General features: G+C 74.4%; 11 protein-coding genes and 1 pseudogene. 7 read left to right on the top strand and 5 right to left on the bottom strand.

Annotated elements, in window-relative coordinates; translation table 11 throughout:
* Nucleotides 1–75 precede the first annotated feature (75 nt).
* Nucleotides 76–1,308 (top strand): cytochrome P450 family protein, encoded by a 1,233-nt coding sequence (locus ACO1BR_RS19320; protein WP_426796304.1) that lies wholly within the window; start codon nucleotides 76–78, stop codon nucleotides 1,306–1,308.
* 206 nt (nucleotides 1,309–1,514) lie between these two features.
* Nucleotides 1,515–2,480, top strand: coding sequence for a D-alanyl-D-alanine carboxypeptidase family protein (locus ACO1BR_RS19325; protein WP_426796305.1), 966 nt, complete (start codon nucleotides 1,515–1,517; stop codon nucleotides 2,478–2,480).
* 50 nt (nucleotides 2,481–2,530) lie between these two features.
* Here ACO1BR_RS19325 and ACO1BR_RS19330 read toward each other — a convergent pair whose 3' ends face one another.
* The 3 genes and pseudogenes from ACO1BR_RS19330 to ACO1BR_RS19340 all read right to left on the bottom strand — a co-directional run.
* The gene (locus tag ACO1BR_RS19330; protein ID WP_426796334.1) at nucleotides 2,531–3,166 is read right to left on the bottom strand and encodes a DUF309 domain-containing protein; all 636 of its coding nucleotides are present in this window, start codon (nucleotides 3,164–3,166) and stop codon (nucleotides 2,531–2,533) included.
* Between the two features lie 416 nt (nucleotides 3,167–3,582).
* A complete protein-coding gene (locus ACO1BR_RS19335) occupies nucleotides 3,583–3,912 on the bottom strand; it encodes a DUF427 domain-containing protein (protein ID WP_159507048.1) in 330 nt (109 codons plus the stop codon).
* 60 nt (nucleotides 3,913–3,972) lie between these two features.
* Nucleotides 3,973–4,304, bottom strand: a pseudogene (locus ACO1BR_RS19340) (helix-turn-helix domain-containing protein); the annotation flags it as partial.
* 41 nt (nucleotides 4,305–4,345) lie between these two features.
* Here ACO1BR_RS19340 and ACO1BR_RS19345 point away from each other — a divergent pair.
* The 5 genes from ACO1BR_RS19345 (at nucleotide 4,346) to ACO1BR_RS19365 (ending at nucleotide 12,359) form a co-directional block, all read left to right on the top strand.
* Nucleotides 4,346–6,409, top strand: a complete 2,064-nt coding sequence (locus tag ACO1BR_RS19345; RefSeq protein ID WP_426796306.1) for a SpoIIE family protein phosphatase — start codon at nucleotides 4,346–4,348, stop codon at nucleotides 6,407–6,409.
* Between the two features lie 78 nt (nucleotides 6,410–6,487).
* Complete coding sequence (locus ACO1BR_RS19350) at nucleotides 6,488–7,864, top strand: glutamine synthetase family protein (RefSeq protein WP_426796307.1); 1,377 nt, start codon at nucleotides 6,488–6,490, stop codon at nucleotides 7,862–7,864.
* Nucleotides 7,861–9,009 (top strand): amidohydrolase family protein, encoded by a 1,149-nt coding sequence (locus ACO1BR_RS19355; RefSeq protein WP_426796308.1) that lies wholly within the window; start codon nucleotides 7,861–7,863, stop codon nucleotides 9,007–9,009. Before ACO1BR_RS19350 ends, ACO1BR_RS19355 begins: the two co-directional genes overlap by 4 nt.
* Before the next feature lie 79 nt (nucleotides 9,010–9,088).
* Complete coding sequence (locus tag ACO1BR_RS19360; RefSeq protein ID WP_426796309.1) at nucleotides 9,089–10,387, top strand: MFS transporter; 1,299 nt, start codon at nucleotides 9,089–9,091, stop codon at nucleotides 10,385–10,387.
* Between the two features lie 574 nt (nucleotides 10,388–10,961).
* The gene (locus ACO1BR_RS19365; RefSeq protein WP_426796310.1) at nucleotides 10,962–12,359 is read left to right on the top strand and encodes an NADP-dependent succinic semialdehyde dehydrogenase; all 1,398 of its coding nucleotides are present in this window, start codon (nucleotides 10,962–10,964) and stop codon (nucleotides 12,357–12,359) included.
* Nucleotides 12,360–12,386: 27 nt separating this feature from the next.
* Here ACO1BR_RS19365 and ACO1BR_RS19370 read toward each other — a convergent pair whose 3' ends face one another.
* Both ACO1BR_RS19370 and ACO1BR_RS19375 read right to left on the bottom strand, forming a co-directional pair.
* Nucleotides 12,387–13,889 carry a caspase family protein gene (locus tag ACO1BR_RS19370; RefSeq protein ID WP_426796311.1) on the bottom strand — a complete coding sequence of 501 codons (1,503 nt, stop codon included), beginning with the start codon at nucleotides 13,887–13,889 and terminating at the stop codon, nucleotides 12,387–12,389.
* A 124-nt stretch (nucleotides 13,890–14,013) separates the two neighbouring features.
* Nucleotides 14,014–16,161: a SpoIIE family protein phosphatase gene (locus ACO1BR_RS19375; RefSeq protein WP_426796312.1), complete on the bottom strand. Its 2,148-nt coding sequence runs from the start codon at nucleotides 16,159–16,161 to the stop codon at nucleotides 14,014–14,016.
* Nucleotides 16,162–16,276: the final 115 nt, after the last annotated feature.

The raw sequence follows: 16,276 nt of genomic DNA on the forward strand, positions 1-16,276 counted from the left end.
CCGGCGGGGGTTCAACGCCCTGATCCGGGGCCTGTCCGACCCTGACCCATCGGTCAGGCCCTAGAGTCGGGAACCATGCAGAACACCGCCGAGACCGGCCCCGACGCCCCCATCGACGTGACGCCCCTGCTCGACGATCCGTACGCCGGCTACGCCGTGCTGCGCGAAGCCGGCCCGGTGCACCGGATCACCGGCGCCGACGGGCGGCCCGCCTGGCTGGTCACCCGCTACGACGACGTCCGCCGCGCGCTGGCCGACCCCCGGCTCTCCCTCGACAAGCGCCATGCCGCGCCCGGCAGTTACCGCGGTTTCGACCTGCCGCCCGCCCTGGACGCCAACCTGATGAACATGGACCCGCCGGACCACACCCGGATCCGTCGCCTGGCGGCCAAGGCGTTCACCCCGGGGCGTGTCCGGGCACTGCGCGCCCCCGTGCAGCGGGTCGCCGACGCACTGCTGGATGCCATGGAGGAGAACGGCCGCGCGGAACTCGTCGCGGACTACGCGGGCCCGCTGCCGATCACCGTCATCTGTGAGCTGCTCGGCATCCCGCAGGACGACCGGCGCGACTTCCTGGCCTGGTCGGACGCCCTCATCACCCCGGACCCCGGCCGGCCGCAGGCGATGAAGGAGGCGGTCGGCGCGATGCAGGAGTTCTACACCGGGCTGATCGCGGCCAAGCGCGCCGAGCCCGGCGACGATCTGCTCTCCGACCTGATCGCGGTGCGCGACGAGCCCGAGGGCGCCGCCGGTGGCGCGGCCGGCGACCGGCTCACCGAGGACGAACTGACCTCGCTCGCCTTCCTCATCCTCTTCGCCGGCTACGAGAACACCGTCCAGCTCATCGGCAACTCCGTCCTCACGCTGCTCGATCACCCCGAGCAGCTCGCCCAGTTGCGCCGAAATCCAGCCGAACTCCCGGCGGCCGTGGAGGAGTTCCTCCGCTTCGACGGACCGGCCCCGCTGGCGATCCGCCGTTTCCCCGTCGAGGACCTGGACATCGGAGGTGTACGGATCCCGGCGGGCGAGGCGGTGCTGCTGTCGATCGCGTCCGCGAACCGTGACCCGGCCCGGTTCCCCGATCCGGACAGGCTGGACCGGGGCCGGGAGCTCTCCGGGCACCTCGCGCTGGGACACGGCATCCACTACTGCCTGGGTGCGCCGCTGGCCCGTATGGAGGCGGAGATCGCGCTCGGGGCGCTCATCGGCCGCTTCCCGGGGCTGCGGCTGGACGTTCCTCGGGGGGAGTTGCGGCACCGTCGGGCACTTCGGGCACGTGGCCTGATTTCGCTGCCCGTGGCCTGGTAATCCGTAAACGAACACGTTTTTGATGCGTAACCGTTCAGCCATGCGGTAGAAAAGTGCTGTGACCCGCCCGGTGTGCATCCCCCGTCGCACCGGGCGGGTCCTTTGCAGCTGCGCACGGATCCGGTGCGCCGCGCGGATCACGGACCGCATGGCCCGTCTGGCGCATCTGTGCTGCGACTCCCGCGCGCTCTCCATAGCGTGACGACATGGCATCTGACGCGTGTGTGTCCAAGAAGGCCGGTGCGATGGCGCTCACCGCCGTCGCCGTGATGACCCTGACGTCCATACCGGCCCATGCCCACCCCAACCGACCGACCGGCCGCCACCCCGGCCTGGCCGCCGCGGCGCCGACCGCGGCGCCCGCCCGGCGGCGGCGGTTGCCCAGCGGACTGAGTGCCCTGGCCTGGACGGTCGCCGACGCGGATACCGGGCGCGTGCTGGCAGCCAGGAATCCGCATCGCCAACTCGCCCCGGCCAGCACCCTCAAGACCCTCTTCGCGGTCACCGTCCTGCCGAAGTTCTCCGCCGGCCGGGTCCGCCAGGTCGGCTCCGAAGACCTCGCCGGCCTCGGCGCCGGCAGCAGTGTCGTCGGCGTCCGCCGGGGCGGGCGCTACAGGGTCTCCGACCTGTGGCACGGAGTCTTCCTGCGCTCCGGCAACGACGCGGTGCATGTGCTCGCCTCGATGAACGGCGGCTGGTCGGCCACCGCCCGCGAGATGCAGCAGACCGCCCGGAAACTGGGCGCCCACGACACCACGGTCAAATCGCCGGACGGCTACGACGAGCCCGGCCAGGTGTCCTCGGCGTACGACCTGACGGTCTTCGCCCGCGCGGGGCTCGCCAACGCCGACTTCGCCCGCTACTGCTCCACCGCCCGCGCCAGGTTCCCCGGCGCCGGCGGCGCCACCACCGAGATCGAGAACACCAACCGGATGCTGGTCGGCTCGCACGGTCTGTCCCGCTACCCGGGCATCATCGGCGTCAAGAACGGCTACACCAGCAAGGCCGGCAACACGCTGATCGCGGCCGCCCGGCGCAACGGCCACACCCTGATCGCCACCGTCCTCAACCCGCAGTCCGGGGAGGCCAACGGCGTGTACAAGGAGGCCGGGGCGCTGCTGGACTGGGGCTTCAACGGCGCGGACGAGGACGATCCGGTCAACCGCTCCTAGACCCCTACCTCCATCTCCATCGGACAGGCCCTGGGGGACACGACCGGTCCTCAGGGCCTGCGCAGCCGGGGTGCCGTCCCGGCCGCCGGCACCGGACCGCCCGCGCGGCCGGACGGAGCGCCGCCGAGGCGGTCCGTCAGCTCCCGCGCCCAGGCCGTCAGCCCGCCGACGTCGATCCCGTACGGGGCCGTGGCCGTGTACGGGGCGATGGCCGCCGCGCCGCGGACCAGCAGCGCGGTACCGCCGGTGGCGTTGCCGCGGGCCGCGTGCGTGAGTCCGACGGCGAGCTGGGCCAGACCGCGCCACAGCTCCCGCTCGGCCTCAGGGGCCGCCTTCCAGGCGTCCTCCAGGACCTCGTGGGCGTGGAACGGCATCCCGGCGTCCAGCAGCCGCTGGGCTTCGGACAGCGACGCCTCCGGCGCACGCGCCACGCCCTCGGGCTGCCGTGCGACGCCCTCGGACCCGTACGGGAGGGGGCGGCCGAGCCCGTCGCGCGGGCGGGCGTTGCGGGCCCGGCCCTGTTCGTCGCGGTCCCGGCGGCGACCGGGGTCGGCGGGCGGGGGGTCGGCGGCTGCTCCGGTGTCCGTGCCGGTCGCTGCGTCCTGCTCGGCGTCCTGCTCGGCGTCCTGATCGTCCTGCTCTGCTCCGCAGTGGTCGCAGACGGTGCTGCCGGGCCGTTCGCGGATCCGGCCGCAGGCGTCGCAGACCTGGTCCAGCCAGCAGGCGGGGTCGCCGCCCTCGTCGTGACGGGGCGGGCGTCGGGTTTCCTCCGGGTCGCTCACCCTTCGATTGTGCGCCGTCGGGCGGTGGACGCCCTAACCGCGGGCCGTCCCGGCAGATGCCAGCAGACGCCAGCAGATCCCGGTAGGTCCCGGTAGGTCCCGGTAGGTCCCGGTAGGTCCCGGTAGGTCCCGGTAGGTCCCGGAAGATCCGGGAAGTCGGCCGTGTCTGCGTCAAGGGACCCGCGCCCGCCGGCGGGAGGCTTTCCCGCCGGGGGTCTGCTGCCCGGGGCGGGGCGGGGCGCGGTGCCGGGGGACGCTTCCCAGCGGTAGTCGGGGGAGCTCGCGGCCCCAGTCCCGCCCCCCGACCCACCGGACAGCCGCTAGCCCAACCGCACGTCGTAGAAGCAGAGATGGTCCTTGATCTGCGCGACCGCGGCGTGCGGCTCGGGGTAGGCCCAGGCGACGTCCTCGGGGCCGTCGGCGAGCGACCAGTAGGAGGCGGTGCCCTTGAACGGGCAGACGGTGTGGGTCTGAGACGGAGTCAGCAGATCGGTGCGGACATCCTCCGGCGGCAGGTAGTACCGCACCGGGTAGCCGGTTTCGCGGAGCAGCAGCGGACGGCGGCTGTCGGCGAGCAACTGCCCGCCGAGCTCGACCCGGACGCGCTCGGTGCCCTGCTCGATCTCGATGCGGTGGCCCTGAGTGGACATAACCCTGATCTCCGTTCGCCTGTCGGACGCGTGCGGTCTCAGGGTCGCATCCGGGGCGGCGGTGTCGCAGGCGGCCTGCGCCCACAGGTCGAGCCGGACCAGCCACTGCCGGCGCTGCCGCTCGGTGCGCGGGGGCCGCAGCGTGATCAGATCCAGCAGCTCGGCGTGGGCGTCCGGGGCCGCGGCGAGCCCGGCCGCGCGCTGCTCGGCGTCCTCGTCCTTGCACCGGCGCAGCGCCGCCTCCAGCAGCTCGTCGCGCCCGGGAAGTGGTGGTGCGCGGCGGCCGGGCTGGTGCCGCAGGCGGCGGCGAGGTCGGTGACCTGTACGCCCCGTAAGCCGTGCTCGGCGATCAGCAGGACGGTCGCGCGGACGATCTGGAGCGGCCGGCCGCCTGGACAAGCCGCAATACGGGTGAATGTGGCAAAGTGACGGCATGGCTGACCGGGGAGCGAAGCGGCCCACCGTGTCGGTGCCGGACGACTGGCCCGCCCACCCGGACCTGACCCTGGCCCTCAACGGGATGGGCGGCTTCGACTGGGACCTCGACAGCGGGCTGATGCACCTGGATCCGCCCGCCCTGGAGGTTTTCGACCTGCTTCCGGAGGAGTACGACGACCGTCCGGAAACCCTCAGCTGCCGTGTACCGAGCCATGAGGCGGCTCGGCTGGACGCCCTGGTGACGCGCGCGCTCAAGGACGGCAGCCACTCCTACGGTGCCTACTTCCGGGTCCGGATGCGCGACGGCGCACTGCGCTGGACCCACGCCCAGGGCAGCATCCGCCGCGACGAGACCGGCCGGCCGCGCCGGATCATCGGGGTGGTGCGGGACGCCAGCGACGAATACACCCAGGCGGCCGAGCGGATCGCGATCACCGAGGAGCGCCGCCGGCACACCAGCCTCGTCGAGCGCACCACCGCCGCCCTGGCCCACGCCAGAACGGTGGGCGAGGTGATCGCGGTACTCGCCGACGAGCAGGGGCTGAGCCGGCTGGGGGCGGAGAACGTGATCCTCGGACTGGTCGAGGCGGGGCGTATCCGGCTGGTCTCCGAGGGCAGGGCCGGGAGCTTCGTACCGGACCTGGAGTTCACGCGGATCGGCGACGCGTTCCCGATGAGCGAGGTCGTGCGGTCGCTCACCCCGCGCTTCGTGAAGACCCGGGACGAGTTCCGGTACGGCTATCCGCGGCTGTGGCCGGCCATCGAGCCTCTGAAGATCGGCTCCGCCGCGTATCTGCCGCTGATCGCCCAGGGCCGCCCGATCGGCGTCATCGGGCTGTTCTTCGAGCGCGAGAGCGAGTTCCGCGACCAGGAGCGCAATGTGCTGGTCGCGCTGGGCAGCAGCATCGCGCAGAGCCTGGCCCGCGCGATGCTCTACGACCAGGAGCACGAGATCGCCGCGGGCCTCCAGCAGGCGATGCTGCCGCGCCGGATCCCCGGTGTCGCGGAGGCGCAGATCGCCGTCCGCTACCGCTCCGCCCGGATGGGCCGGGACATCGGCGGCGACTGGTACGACGTGATCCCGCTGCCGGACGGCCGGGTCGCCGCGGTCATCGGCGACGTCCAGGGGCACGACACCCAGGCCGCGGCGCTGATGGGGCAGCTGCGGATCGTGCTGCGCGCGTACGCCGCCGAAGGGCACGCGCCCGCCACCGTGGTGGCCCGCGCCTCCGCCTTCCTCAACGAACTCGACACCGACCGCTTCGCCACGTGCACGTACGTCGACGCGGACCTGAGTACCGGCGCGGCCCGTTTCGTACGGGCCGGCCACATCGACCCGCTGGTGCGGCACGCGGAGGGCATCTGCCGTCGGCTGCCGGTCGCCGGCGGGCTGCCGCTCGGGATCTCGTCGGAGTTCCGGCTGCTCGACTACCCGGTGACCACCATCCACCTCGCGCCGGGGGACACCCTGGTGCTGTGCACGGACGGCCTGGTCGAGGAGCCGGGCACCGACCTCGACATCGGGATGCGGCACCTGGCCAGGGACATCCGGGAGGGCCCCCAGGACGTCCAGCAACTCGCCGACCGGCTCTGCGAGTCGGCGGACGGCCGGACCGGCGAGGACGACATGGCGCTGCTCCTGCTGCGCCGGCTCGGCGTGCCGGAGCACGACACCGTGGGCCGCTTCCGGCAGCACATCGCCCCCGCCGACCCCGAAGGGCTCTCCGCCGCCCGGCACATGATCCGTGCGGCGGTACGCGCCTGGGGTGCCCGGGAGCGCTCCGAGGAGATCGAGCTGGTCGCCGACGAGCTGATCACCAACGCGCTGCTGCACACCGACGGCGAGGCCGTGGTGAACATCCGGATGCCGCACGGTGTCGAGCGGCGGCTGCGGGTGGAGGTCGAGGACCGGTCGAGCAGCCTGCCGCGGCGCCGGGAACCGGGCGAGGCCGGGGTCTCCGGCCGCGGGCTGCTGCTCGTCGACCGGCTGGCGGATGTGTGGGGAGTGGAGCCGCGCGGCGGCGGAAAGTGCGTATGGTGCGAGTTCAACTGCCCCTGACCGGGAAGGCCCTGGCCCGACCGGCGCACAGCGGGAACGGGCGCCGAGGGATCGGCACGGCCAAGTGAGGACTGCTCTATGGGATCGCGGGCTGCGGAACAGCGCGAGACCGCCCGTCAGTCGGCGGCGCGGCTGGAGGCGGAAGGCGTCCGGAACGTGGCGCTGACCTCGGTGGACAACGCGGGCATCACGCGCGTCAAGACCGTTCCGGCGCAACGGCTCACGGACGCCGTGGAGCGGGGCGTGGGGATGTCGCCGGTCTTCGACGTCTTCACCTCCGACGACGCCATCACCGAATCCGCACATCTCGGCGGGCCCGACGGCGATCTGCGGCTCTTCCCCGACCTGGACCGCCTCACCTCCCTTGCCGCGCAGCCCGGTTGGGCCTGGGCGCCGGCCGACCGCTACGACCAGCTCGGGCAGCCGCACCCCGCCTGCCAGCGGCTGTTCGCCCGCAGGATGGCCGACCGGGCCACCGCCGCCGGCCTCGACCTGCGGATGGGCTTCGAGACCGAGTGGGTGGTCACCCGGGCCACGGACGACCCCGACGTCCTCGCATACCCGTGCCTGGGCCCGGCGTACGGCATGACCCGGGTCGTCGAACTCTCCGACTACCTCCGCGACGTCACCGAGGCGCTGACCGTCCAGGGCGTCGACGTCCTCCAGCTCCACCCCGAGTACGCGCCCGGCCAGTTCGAGGTCACCACGGCGCCCGGCGATCCGGTGCGGGCCGCCGACGACACGGTGCTGGTCCGCGAGACCGTCCGTGCCGTCTCCGCCCGGCACGGCCTGCGCGCCACCTTCGCCCCCGCCGTCGTCGCCGGCGAGGTCGGCAACGGCTGCCATCTGCACCTGAGCCTCTACCGCGACGGCACGAGCCTGCACCGCGCGCCGGACGCCGCATGGGGCCTGGCGCCCGACGCGGTGGCCTTCCTCGGCGGCGTCCTGGACGCGCTGCCCGCCCTGCTCGCCATCGGCTGCCCCTCGCCCGCCAGCTATCTGCGGCTGCTGCCCTCCCACTGGGCCGGGATCTACCAGTGCTGGGGCGTGGAGAACCGCGAGGCCGCGCTCCGCCTGATCACCGGCGCGCCCGGCGACCCGGACGGCGGCCACGCCGAGGTCAAGACCTTCGACGCCGCCGCCAACCCCTACCTCGCCGTCGGCGCGGTGATCGCCGCCGGGCTGCACGGCATCGAGACCGCCGCCCAGCTGCCCGACCCGCAGACCGGCGACCCGGGCGTCCTCGGCGTCCGCGAACGCGCCCGGCGCGGCATCGTCCGACTGCCCGCCACCCTCACCGAGGCCGCCGACCGGCTGGAGAAGTCGGCACCGCTCCACGAGGCGCTCGGCGAGGTGCTGCACGGCGCGGTGCTCGCGGTTCGCCGGGCCGAGGAGGCGCACTTCGCGGACAGCTCCCCGGAGGCGATCGCCGCCGCCACCCGGTGGCGCTGGTGACGGCCGTGGACGCCCTGGGGCCCGGCACTCCCGGCGAGCTGCCGCCGCTGGTGGACCAGCACTGCCACGGCGTGCTGCGGCACGAGCCGGACCCGGGGACGTTCGCCGCGTTCCTCAGCCAGGCGGAACGGCCGCCCGCGGAGGGCACCAGCTTCTTCGACACCCAGGCCGGGTTCGCGGTCCGCCGCTGGTGCCCGCCGCTGCTGGACCTGCCCGCGCACTGTCCGCCCGGCGACTACCTGGCCCGCCGCCGTGAGCTGGGCCCGGCGGAGACCCGCCGCCGGCTGCTGTCCGCCGCCGGGATCGGCACCTACCTGGTGGACACCGGGCTGCCGGGCGACCTCACCGGCCCGGCCGAGACCGCTCAGGCGGGCGGCGGCACCGGCTTCGAGGTGGTCCGGCTGGAGTCGCTGGCGGAGCGGATCGCGGGCGCGGCGAGCGGCACCGAGGAGTTCCTGGAAGACCTCGGCCGGGCCGTCCTGGAGGCGGCGCGGACCGCCGTCGGGTTCAAGTCGGTGGCCGCCTACCGGCACGGTCTCGCGCTGGATCCCCGGCCGCCCGGCCACGACGACGTACGGGCGGCGGCCGGCGCCTGGCTCGCCGCCGGCGCGAGCCGGCTCAGCGACCCCGTGCTCCTGCGCCACCTCATCTGGCTGGCCGTGGCCACCGGCCGCCCGCTCCAGATCCACACCGGCTTCGGCGACCCGGACCTGCGGCTCGACCAGGCCGACCCGGCGCTGCTCACCGGCCTGATCCGGGCCACCGCCGACACCGGCACCGACCTGGTGCTGCTGCACTGCTACCCGTACCACCGGCAGGCCGCCTACCTGGCCGGCGTCTTCCCGCACGTCTACGCAGACGTCGGGCTGGCGCTCACCCACGTCGGTCCGCGGGCCCAGGCGGTGCTCGCCGAATTCCTGGAGCTGGCACCGTTCGGCAAGCTGCTGTTCTCGACCGACGCGCACGGCCTGCCGGAGCTGTATCTCGTCGGCAGCGCACTGTTCCGGACCGCCCTGGGCTCCGTCCTGGGCGCCTGGACCGAGTCCGGGGCCTGGTCGGCACAGGACGCCCGGCGGGTCGGCGCGATGGTCGCGGCGGAGAACGCGCAGCGGGTGTACGGGCTGCCGGAGCCCGGCGACCGGTAGCGGCGGACACCCCGCCGGTAAGGGGTGCTGCCGCCCTGCGCCTATTCCATCGCGGCCGTACCGCGTGGTTTACTGCCGCGTGCCACCTACAACGACTTCTGACGCGACGCCCTCCGAGAAGGACGGGCCCGGTGAAATACCCCTGCGCGCACGGATATTCGCCGATCTGACCCCGCTGCGCGCCTCCCCCGACTACCGCCGCCTGTGGTGCGGCAACACCGTCTCCTGGATGGGACAGCAGATGACCGCGCTCGCGGTCTCCCTCCAGGTCTACGCCATCACCCGGTCCACCTTCTCGGTCGGCCTGGTGGGCCTGTGCTCGCTGGTCCCGCTGGTCGTCTTCGGGCTCTACGGCGGCGCCGTCGCCGACACCGTCGACCGCCGCAAACTGGGCCTGTGCAGCGCCGCCGGCGCCACGACCATGTCCGTCGTACTGGCCGCCGCCGCGCTGGTCGGCTACCACCGGGTATGGCTGCTCTACTCCGTCGTCGCCCTCCAGGCCGTCTGCTTCGCGCTGAACTCGCCGGCCCGCTCCTCGATGATCCCCCGCCTGCTCCCCAAGGAGCAGTTGCCGGCCGCCAACGCCCTCCAGTCGCTGACCACCAACCTCGGCCTGATGGGCGGGCCGATGCTGGGCGGCGTCATCGTCGGCCTGTGGGGCTACCAGGCCGCGTACCTGGTCGATGTGCTGGCGTTCGGCGGCTCGCTGTACGCGATGTGGCGGCTGCCCGCGATGCGGCCCGACCACGGCGACGGACCGCGGCGCCGCGCCTCCGTCCTGGACGGGCTGCGCTTCCTTGCCACCCGGCCGAACCTGCGGATGACGTTCTTCTCCGACATGGCGGCGATGGTGCTGGCCCAGCCGCGCGCGCTGTTCCCCGCGATCGCGGTCCTCTGGTTCGCCGGGGACGCCAAGACCGTCGGCCTGCTGGTCGCCGCGCCCGCGGTGGGCGCCGTCCTGGGCGGGCTGTTCTCCGGCTGGCTGGGCGGCGTCCGCCGGCACGGCCTGGCCATCCTGATCGCGGTCGTCTCCTGGGGCGCCGCCATCGCCGCCTTCGGGCTGTCCCGGAACCTGTGGCTGGGCCTGTTCTTCCTGGCCGTCGCGGGCTGCTCGGACACCGTGTCGATGGTGTTCCGCAGCACCATGCTGCAGGCCGCCACCCCGGACCGGATGCGCGGCCGTCTCCAGGGCGTGTTCATCGTGGTGGTCGCGGGCGGCCCGCGGCTGGGCGACTTCCTCGCCGGGTCGGTGTCCGCGCTGACCTCGCCCGCCACGGCCGTGATCGGCGGCGGACTGGCCTGCATCCTCGTGGTGGCCGGACTCGGGCTCGGGCGGCGGGCGTTCGCCCGGTACGACGCCCGGGACCCGCAGCCGTGACGGCCGGCCGCAGCAGGCATCGGAGCCGGGGCCGGCCGGCGCCCCGGCCGCCGTGCCGCCCGCCGGCGGTCCCACCCGCGGCACCCCGTCGTGCGCCCGGGCCGTGAACGGGCGAGACTCGGGTACGGGGGCTCATACGCCACCAGCCGTCTCAATCCGGAGGCCCGCAGTGCAGCGGCAACCGCTACCGCGCAGCGACCGCGCGCGCGTCCGCGAACCCCAGCCCCCGCCGATCCCCCCGGACCCCGGAGGCCCCCCGCCCGGCCCTGTCCCAGAGCCCCCGCCGAGCCCTGTCCCGGAGCCGCCGCCGAGCCCGGTCCCGGAGCCGCTCCCCGGACCGCCGACCCCGCCCGCGCCGCCCGAACCCATCCCGCCGGAGCCCTCACCGGTACCGCGGCCCCCCGGGCCCGACCCGGACCCGGTCCCCGAGCCGTCCCCGGCCCCGTCACCCCTCACCTAGGGGCGGCCCGGCCCTCCGCGTCCGTACGCGGGGACGGCCGCCGCGCCGCGCGCCCGCTGCCGACGCGCCCCTTCCGCCGCGCACCACTCCCGCACCGCCAAGGAGGTGCCGATCATGGCGATCGCCACCGTCAACCCGGCCACCGGCGAGACCCTCAAGACCTTCGACGCGCTCAACGCGGGCGAGATCGAAGACCACCTGGTCCGCGCGGACCAGGCGTTCCAGGAGCACCGCACCACGACCTTCGCCCGCCGCGCCGAACTCCTGCACACCGCCGCCGATCTGCTGGACGCCGACCGGGACGGCATCGCCCGCACGATGACCACCGAGATGGGCAAACCCCTGGTCCAGGCCCGCGCCGAGGCCGCGAAATGCGTCAAGGCGATGCGCTGGTACGCCGACCACGCCGAGGAGTTGCTCGCCGACGAGCACCCCGACCCCGCCGACGTCAGCGACTCCGGCGCGATCCGCGCCGTGGTCCGCTACCGCCCGATCGGCACCGTCCTTGCCGTCATGCCCTGGAACTTCCCGCTCTGGCAGGTCGTACGGTTCGCCGCCCCCGCCCTCATGGCCGGCAACACGGGACTCCTCAAGCACGCCTCGAACGTCCCGCAGACCGCGCTCTACCTGGAAGAACTCTTCCGCCGCGCGGGCTACCCCGAGGGCTGCTTCCAGACCCTCCTGGTCGGCGCCGCCGCCATCGAGGAGATCCTCCGCGACCCGCGGATCGCCGCCGCCACGCTGACCGGCAGCGAGCCCGCCGGGCGCTCGGTCGCCGCCATCGCCGGCGACGAGGTCAAGAAGACCGTCCTCGAACTGGGCGGCAGCGACCCGTATCTCGTGCTGCCCTCCGCCGACCTCGACAAGGCCGCCCGGGTCGCGGTGACGGCCCGCGTCCAGAACAACGGGCAGTCGTGCATCGCGGCCAAGCGGTTCATCGTGCACCAGGACGTCCACGACGCCTTCTGCGAGCGGTTCACCGCGCGCATGGCGGCGCTGACCGTCGGCGACCCGATGGACGAGCACACCGACATCGGGCCGCTCGCCAGCGAGCAGGGCCGCTCCGACCTGGAGGAACTCGTCGACGACGCGGTCCACCGGGGCGCCCGTGCCCTCTGCGGCGGCCGGCGGCCACCGGAGCACCGCGCCGGATGGTTCTACGAGCCGACCGTGCTCACCGGCGTCACCCCGAGCATGCGGATCCACCGCGAGGAGGCGTTCGGGCCGGTCGCCACGCTCTACCGCGTCGCCGATCTGGACGAGGCGATCGCCCTCGCCAACGACACGCCGTTCGGGCTCGGCTCCAACGCCTGGACCCGGGACGCCGGCGAACAGGCCCGGCTGGCACGGGACATCCAGGCCGGCGGGGTCTTCTTCAACGGCATGACCGCCTCCCACCCCGGCCTCCCCTTCGGCGGCGCCAAGCGCTCCGGCTACGGACGGGAGCTCTCCGGGCACGGCATCCGCGAGTTCTGCAACATCACGACGCTGTGGTACGGGCCGGAGGACTGAGCCGGGCGCCTGCCGCTCGGGGCCGGCTCAGGGCGCTGCCCACACGGTGACGGACAGCTCGAACGTCGGGTTGTCCGCCGTGGCGTTGCTGCTGGTGTCCGTGCTGTCCACCTTGTCGAAGGTCATCTTCGCCACCTGGTTCTTCGTGGTCACCACGCACCAGACCGTGCCGGGGGCGATCTTCCCGGCGTTGGTGTTGGCACCCAGCGGGTTGCCCTCGGCCGCCGCCCGGCACGCCTCGCCGGTGTTGGTCCCGGCGTCGGCGGTGCCCGCCCTGACCGGGCTGCCGTAGCCGCCGCCGACGGTGATGACGGCCTGGGCACCGCTCATCCCGTGCTGGCAGCCGACGTAGTCCAGCTCGGTGTCCTGGGAACCGTCCAGCAGCCCGGAGGTGACGGAGGGGGTGTCCAGGTCCAGGGCCTGGGACACCTGTCCCAGGCAGCTCGCCGCCCGCCAGGTCAGGTGGTGGTCGCGGAACACCACCTTCGCGGCGGCGGGCCGGGCGGCGGCGGGCGGTGTGCCGCCTCCCCGGGGAGTGCCGGTATCGCCGCTGCCGTCCGTGCCGCCCCCGAGGGCCCCTCTGACCAGCGACGACGTCAACAGGACCGCCAGCGCGCCGCCTGCCGCCGCGGCGATCAGCAGCGGCCGGCGGCGGCCCGGCGGCCGGGACGGAGCCGCCGGGGAGCCCGGTGTGTACGGCGGCGGTGGAGGTGCCTGCGGGGGCGGCGGCGCCGACGGGGGCGGCGGCACCCTCCCCGGCGGCCGGACCGTGTGTGCCGCGCCGGCCGCCCCCGACGGGCCCCGCACCAGCGCCAGCGCGCCGGCCGCGCCCGCCGACCGGCGCTGCGGCCGGGGCAGCCCCCGGCCGTGCAGCTCGTGGTCGACCCGCTTGTGGATCTGGTCCAGGGTGAGCGGGTCGGGCGCGGCCAGGGCGCCCAGCAGCGCACCGGTGAAGGCCGTGTACGCCTCCCCGACGGGCGCGTGCGCGGGGGCAGTTCTCGTGGTGGACGTGAGGGTGTAGGTTCCCGTCAGGTCGAGCTGGCCGACGGCCAGGTTGGTCGGCTCGGCCATCGCGGAGACCGCTCTGCCCGAGAAGCAGCAGTCGACGAGCAGCACCCGGGCCTTCGCCCGGGCCTCGCCCACATGGCGTTTGACCAGATCGATCGGCACGGCGGAGAAGCCGACCTGGTCGAGGTCGGTATGGACCAGGCCGAGGTGCAGCAGCCCGGCATCGTCCAGCACGCCATGGCCCGCGTAGTAGACCAGCAGCAGGTCGTCCGCCTCGCGCACCGCCCAGGCCAGCGCCGCCCCGACAGCCGACGCGTCGGTCGGGTCCGCCACCACCCGGCAGTGCTCCGGGGCCAGCAGGCCCCGGTCGGGGTGGGTGAGCGCGGCCCACAGCGCCTGGAGGTTGGCCGCTACCGAGGGGATGCCGGGCAGATCGGCACTGGTGAAGCGGCTGGTCCCGATCAGTACGGCGCGGCCGGCGCCCTTGCCCGGAAACCATCGTCCGGCACTCGTCCCCCGCATCATGCCCTCCCCATGGCAGACGTCGCCGCCATCCTGGCACGGCGGACGCGGCGGTTCGGGAGATTCCGGCGGCTCGGTCCCGGCTGCTCGTCCGTCACGCAACAGCCTTGCGCGGTGCGGCAGTTCAGTCCCCGGCCGGCGCCGGGTCGTCCGGTAGGGCGAACTCGCACCACAGCGCCTTGCCGGACCCGCGCGGCTCGGCGCCCCACCGGTCGGCCAGCGCCTCGACCAGCAGCAGCCCGCGCCCGGAGGTCGCGGTCTCGCCGGGCCTGCGCCGCCGGGGCCACTGGCTGGAGCGGTCCTCGACCTCCAGCCGGATGCGGGGCGGGGTGCCGGGCAGCAGCTCGACGGAGACCAGGGCGCCGCTCTCGGTGTGGGTGAGGGCGTTGGCGATCAGCTCGGAGGCGGCGACCTCCACGCTGTGGGTCAGCGCGCCCGCGCGCCACTGGTCGAGCGTGCGGCGCAGCGCCGAGCGGACCTCCGCGGTACCCGCCGGATCGGCCTGGTGGACATGGAGCCGCAGCCGGGGCGTCGCGGCCTCCCCGGGGACGGCGTGCCGGTGCAGCAGCAGGAGGGCCATGTCGTCGTCCGAGCCGGGCTCGGCCCACAGGTGGGCGGAGAGCTGGTCGGCCAGCGCCTCCAGTTCGCCGGGGCCGGCGCGGACCGCGGCGGAGAGCGCGTCGATGCCGTCCGAGATGTCCCGGCCGGGCTGCTCGACCAGGCCGTCGGTGCACAGCAGCAGCGTCGAGCCGGGCTCCAGGAACAGCTGGGTCTCCGGGAAGTGGTCGTGCCCGAAGCCGGTGGCCAGCCCCAGGGGCAGCCCGCCGCGGATCTCGGGCCAGGCGATGTGCCGGGAGCTGTCGCAGATCAGCGGGCCGAGGTGGCCGGCGCGGGCGATGTGCAGCGCCCCCGATTCCAGGTCCGCCTGGACATAGGTGCAGGTCGCGAAGCGCTCGGTCTCCAGCTCGGCCAGGAAGCGGGAGGCCCGCACCAGCACCGTCTCCGGTGTGTGCCCCTCGCTGGCGTAGGCGCGCAGCGCGATCCGCAACTGGCCCATCACCGCCGCCGCGTGTGTGTCGTGGCCCTGGACGTCGCCGACCACCAGCCCGACCCGCCCCTGCGGCAGGGCGATCACGTCGTACCAGTCGCCGCCGACGTCGCGCCCGACGCTCGCCGGGTGGTAGCGGACGGTGACCTCGCCGCCCGCGATGGGCGGCAGCCGGCGCGGCAGCATCGCCGCCTGCAGCCCGGTGGCGAACTCCCGCTCCTGGTCGAAGAGGGTCGCCCGCTGCACCGACTGCGCCACCACGCCGGCCAGTGCCAGGGCCAGGTTCCGGGCCTCCGGCGACTGCACCGCCGGCTCGTGGTTGAACAGCCCCAGCGCCCCGATCACGGTGTCCTGGGCGACCAGCGGCAGGAACGCGGCGCTGCCGGTCGGCAGCAGGTCGACGTACGGGCGCAGCCGGGGATAGCGGGCGATGAGCTCGCCGCGGGTGCCGAGGAAGCTGGGCCGGCGCGAGCGCACCGCGTCGGACAGCGGAAGGGTGTCGTCCAGCCGCGAGTTCATCATGTCGTCGGGGACGTCGCCGGCCATCCCGGCGGCGGCGATGACCTCGAAGCGCCCGTTCCTGACCAGGCCGAGGACCAGCCCGTCGGCGCCGAACCGCCGGGCGCCGCCGGGGCCGGTCAGCACCCGCGTCACATCCGCCACGGACAGCGCGCGGGCCAGCGCCGCCGTGGTCTGCTGCACCATCACGGTCTGCCGCTGCCGCTCCCGCTGGAGCGAGCGCAGCAGCGCGGAGTCGGCCAGCTCGCTGGTCGCCTCCCGGACGATGCCGATGATCCGGTACGCCACGCCGTCCCTGTTGCGCAGGATCCGCCCCTGGGAGTGCGTCCAGCGCCGGGTCCCGTCGCGGCACTGGACCCGGAAGTACGCGCCGTACGACGCGTTGCCGTCCTGGAGGGCCTGGGAGAGCGCCGCGTCCAGCCGGGTGCCCTCCTCGGGCGGCACCCGGGAGATCAGGGACATCGGTCCGCCGTCGTACTCGCCCGGCCGCAGGTCGAAGACCTCCATCGCCCCGGCGTCCAGATCCATGAACCCGGTGTCCAGGTCCCAGTCGAAGGTGCCCATGCGGTTGAGCGCCAGCCGCTCGCGCAGGGCGATGGGCTCGTGGTCGGACACCCCGGGGACGTCCTCCTCGACCCGGGGCGGGTTCCGGTCGGCACGGGGGTCGTAGCCCTCCGTGGAGGGATCGGGGGGCCGCGGGGCCATGCGAACACCTTAGGCGGGGCCCCCGGGCCCCGCACTCCCGCTCCGGTCACGGACGGTAACGGCGTCACAGTGCCGGCGGCCCGCGGTGCGGGCCTCGGGCGTGGACGTACCGATC

It is taken from the genome of Streptomyces sp. YGL11-2 (assembly GCF_050054615.1).
Classification (GTDB): Bacteria; Actinomycetota; Actinomycetes; order Streptomycetales; family Streptomycetaceae; genus Streptomyces.

Coding starts and splice junctions, on each gene's coding strand:
- ACO1BR_RS19320 (WP_426796304.1), top strand. CDS start 76: ATGCAGAACACCGCCGAGACCGGCCCCGACGCCCCCATCGACGTGACG.
- ACO1BR_RS19325 (WP_426796305.1), top strand. CDS start 1,515: ATGGCATCTGACGCGTGTGTGTCCAAGAAGGCCGGTGCGATGGCGCTC.
- ACO1BR_RS19335 (WP_159507048.1), bottom strand. CDS start 3,912: ATGTCCACTCAGGGCCACCGCATCGAGATCGAGCAGGGCACCGAGCGC.
- ACO1BR_RS19345 (WP_426796306.1), top strand. CDS start 4,346: ATGGCTGACCGGGGAGCGAAGCGGCCCACCGTGTCGGTGCCGGACGAC.
- ACO1BR_RS19350 (WP_426796307.1), top strand. CDS start 6,488: ATGGGATCGCGGGCTGCGGAACAGCGCGAGACCGCCCGTCAGTCGGCG.
- ACO1BR_RS19365 (WP_426796310.1), top strand. CDS start 10,962: ATGGCGATCGCCACCGTCAACCCGGCCACCGGCGAGACCCTCAAGACC.
- ACO1BR_RS19370 (WP_426796311.1), bottom strand. CDS start 13,889: ATGCGGGGGACGAGTGCCGGACGATGGTTTCCGGGCAAGGGCGCCGGC.
- ACO1BR_RS19375 (WP_426796312.1), bottom strand. CDS start 16,161: ATGGCCCCGCGGCCCCCCGATCCCTCCACGGAGGGCTACGACCCCCGT.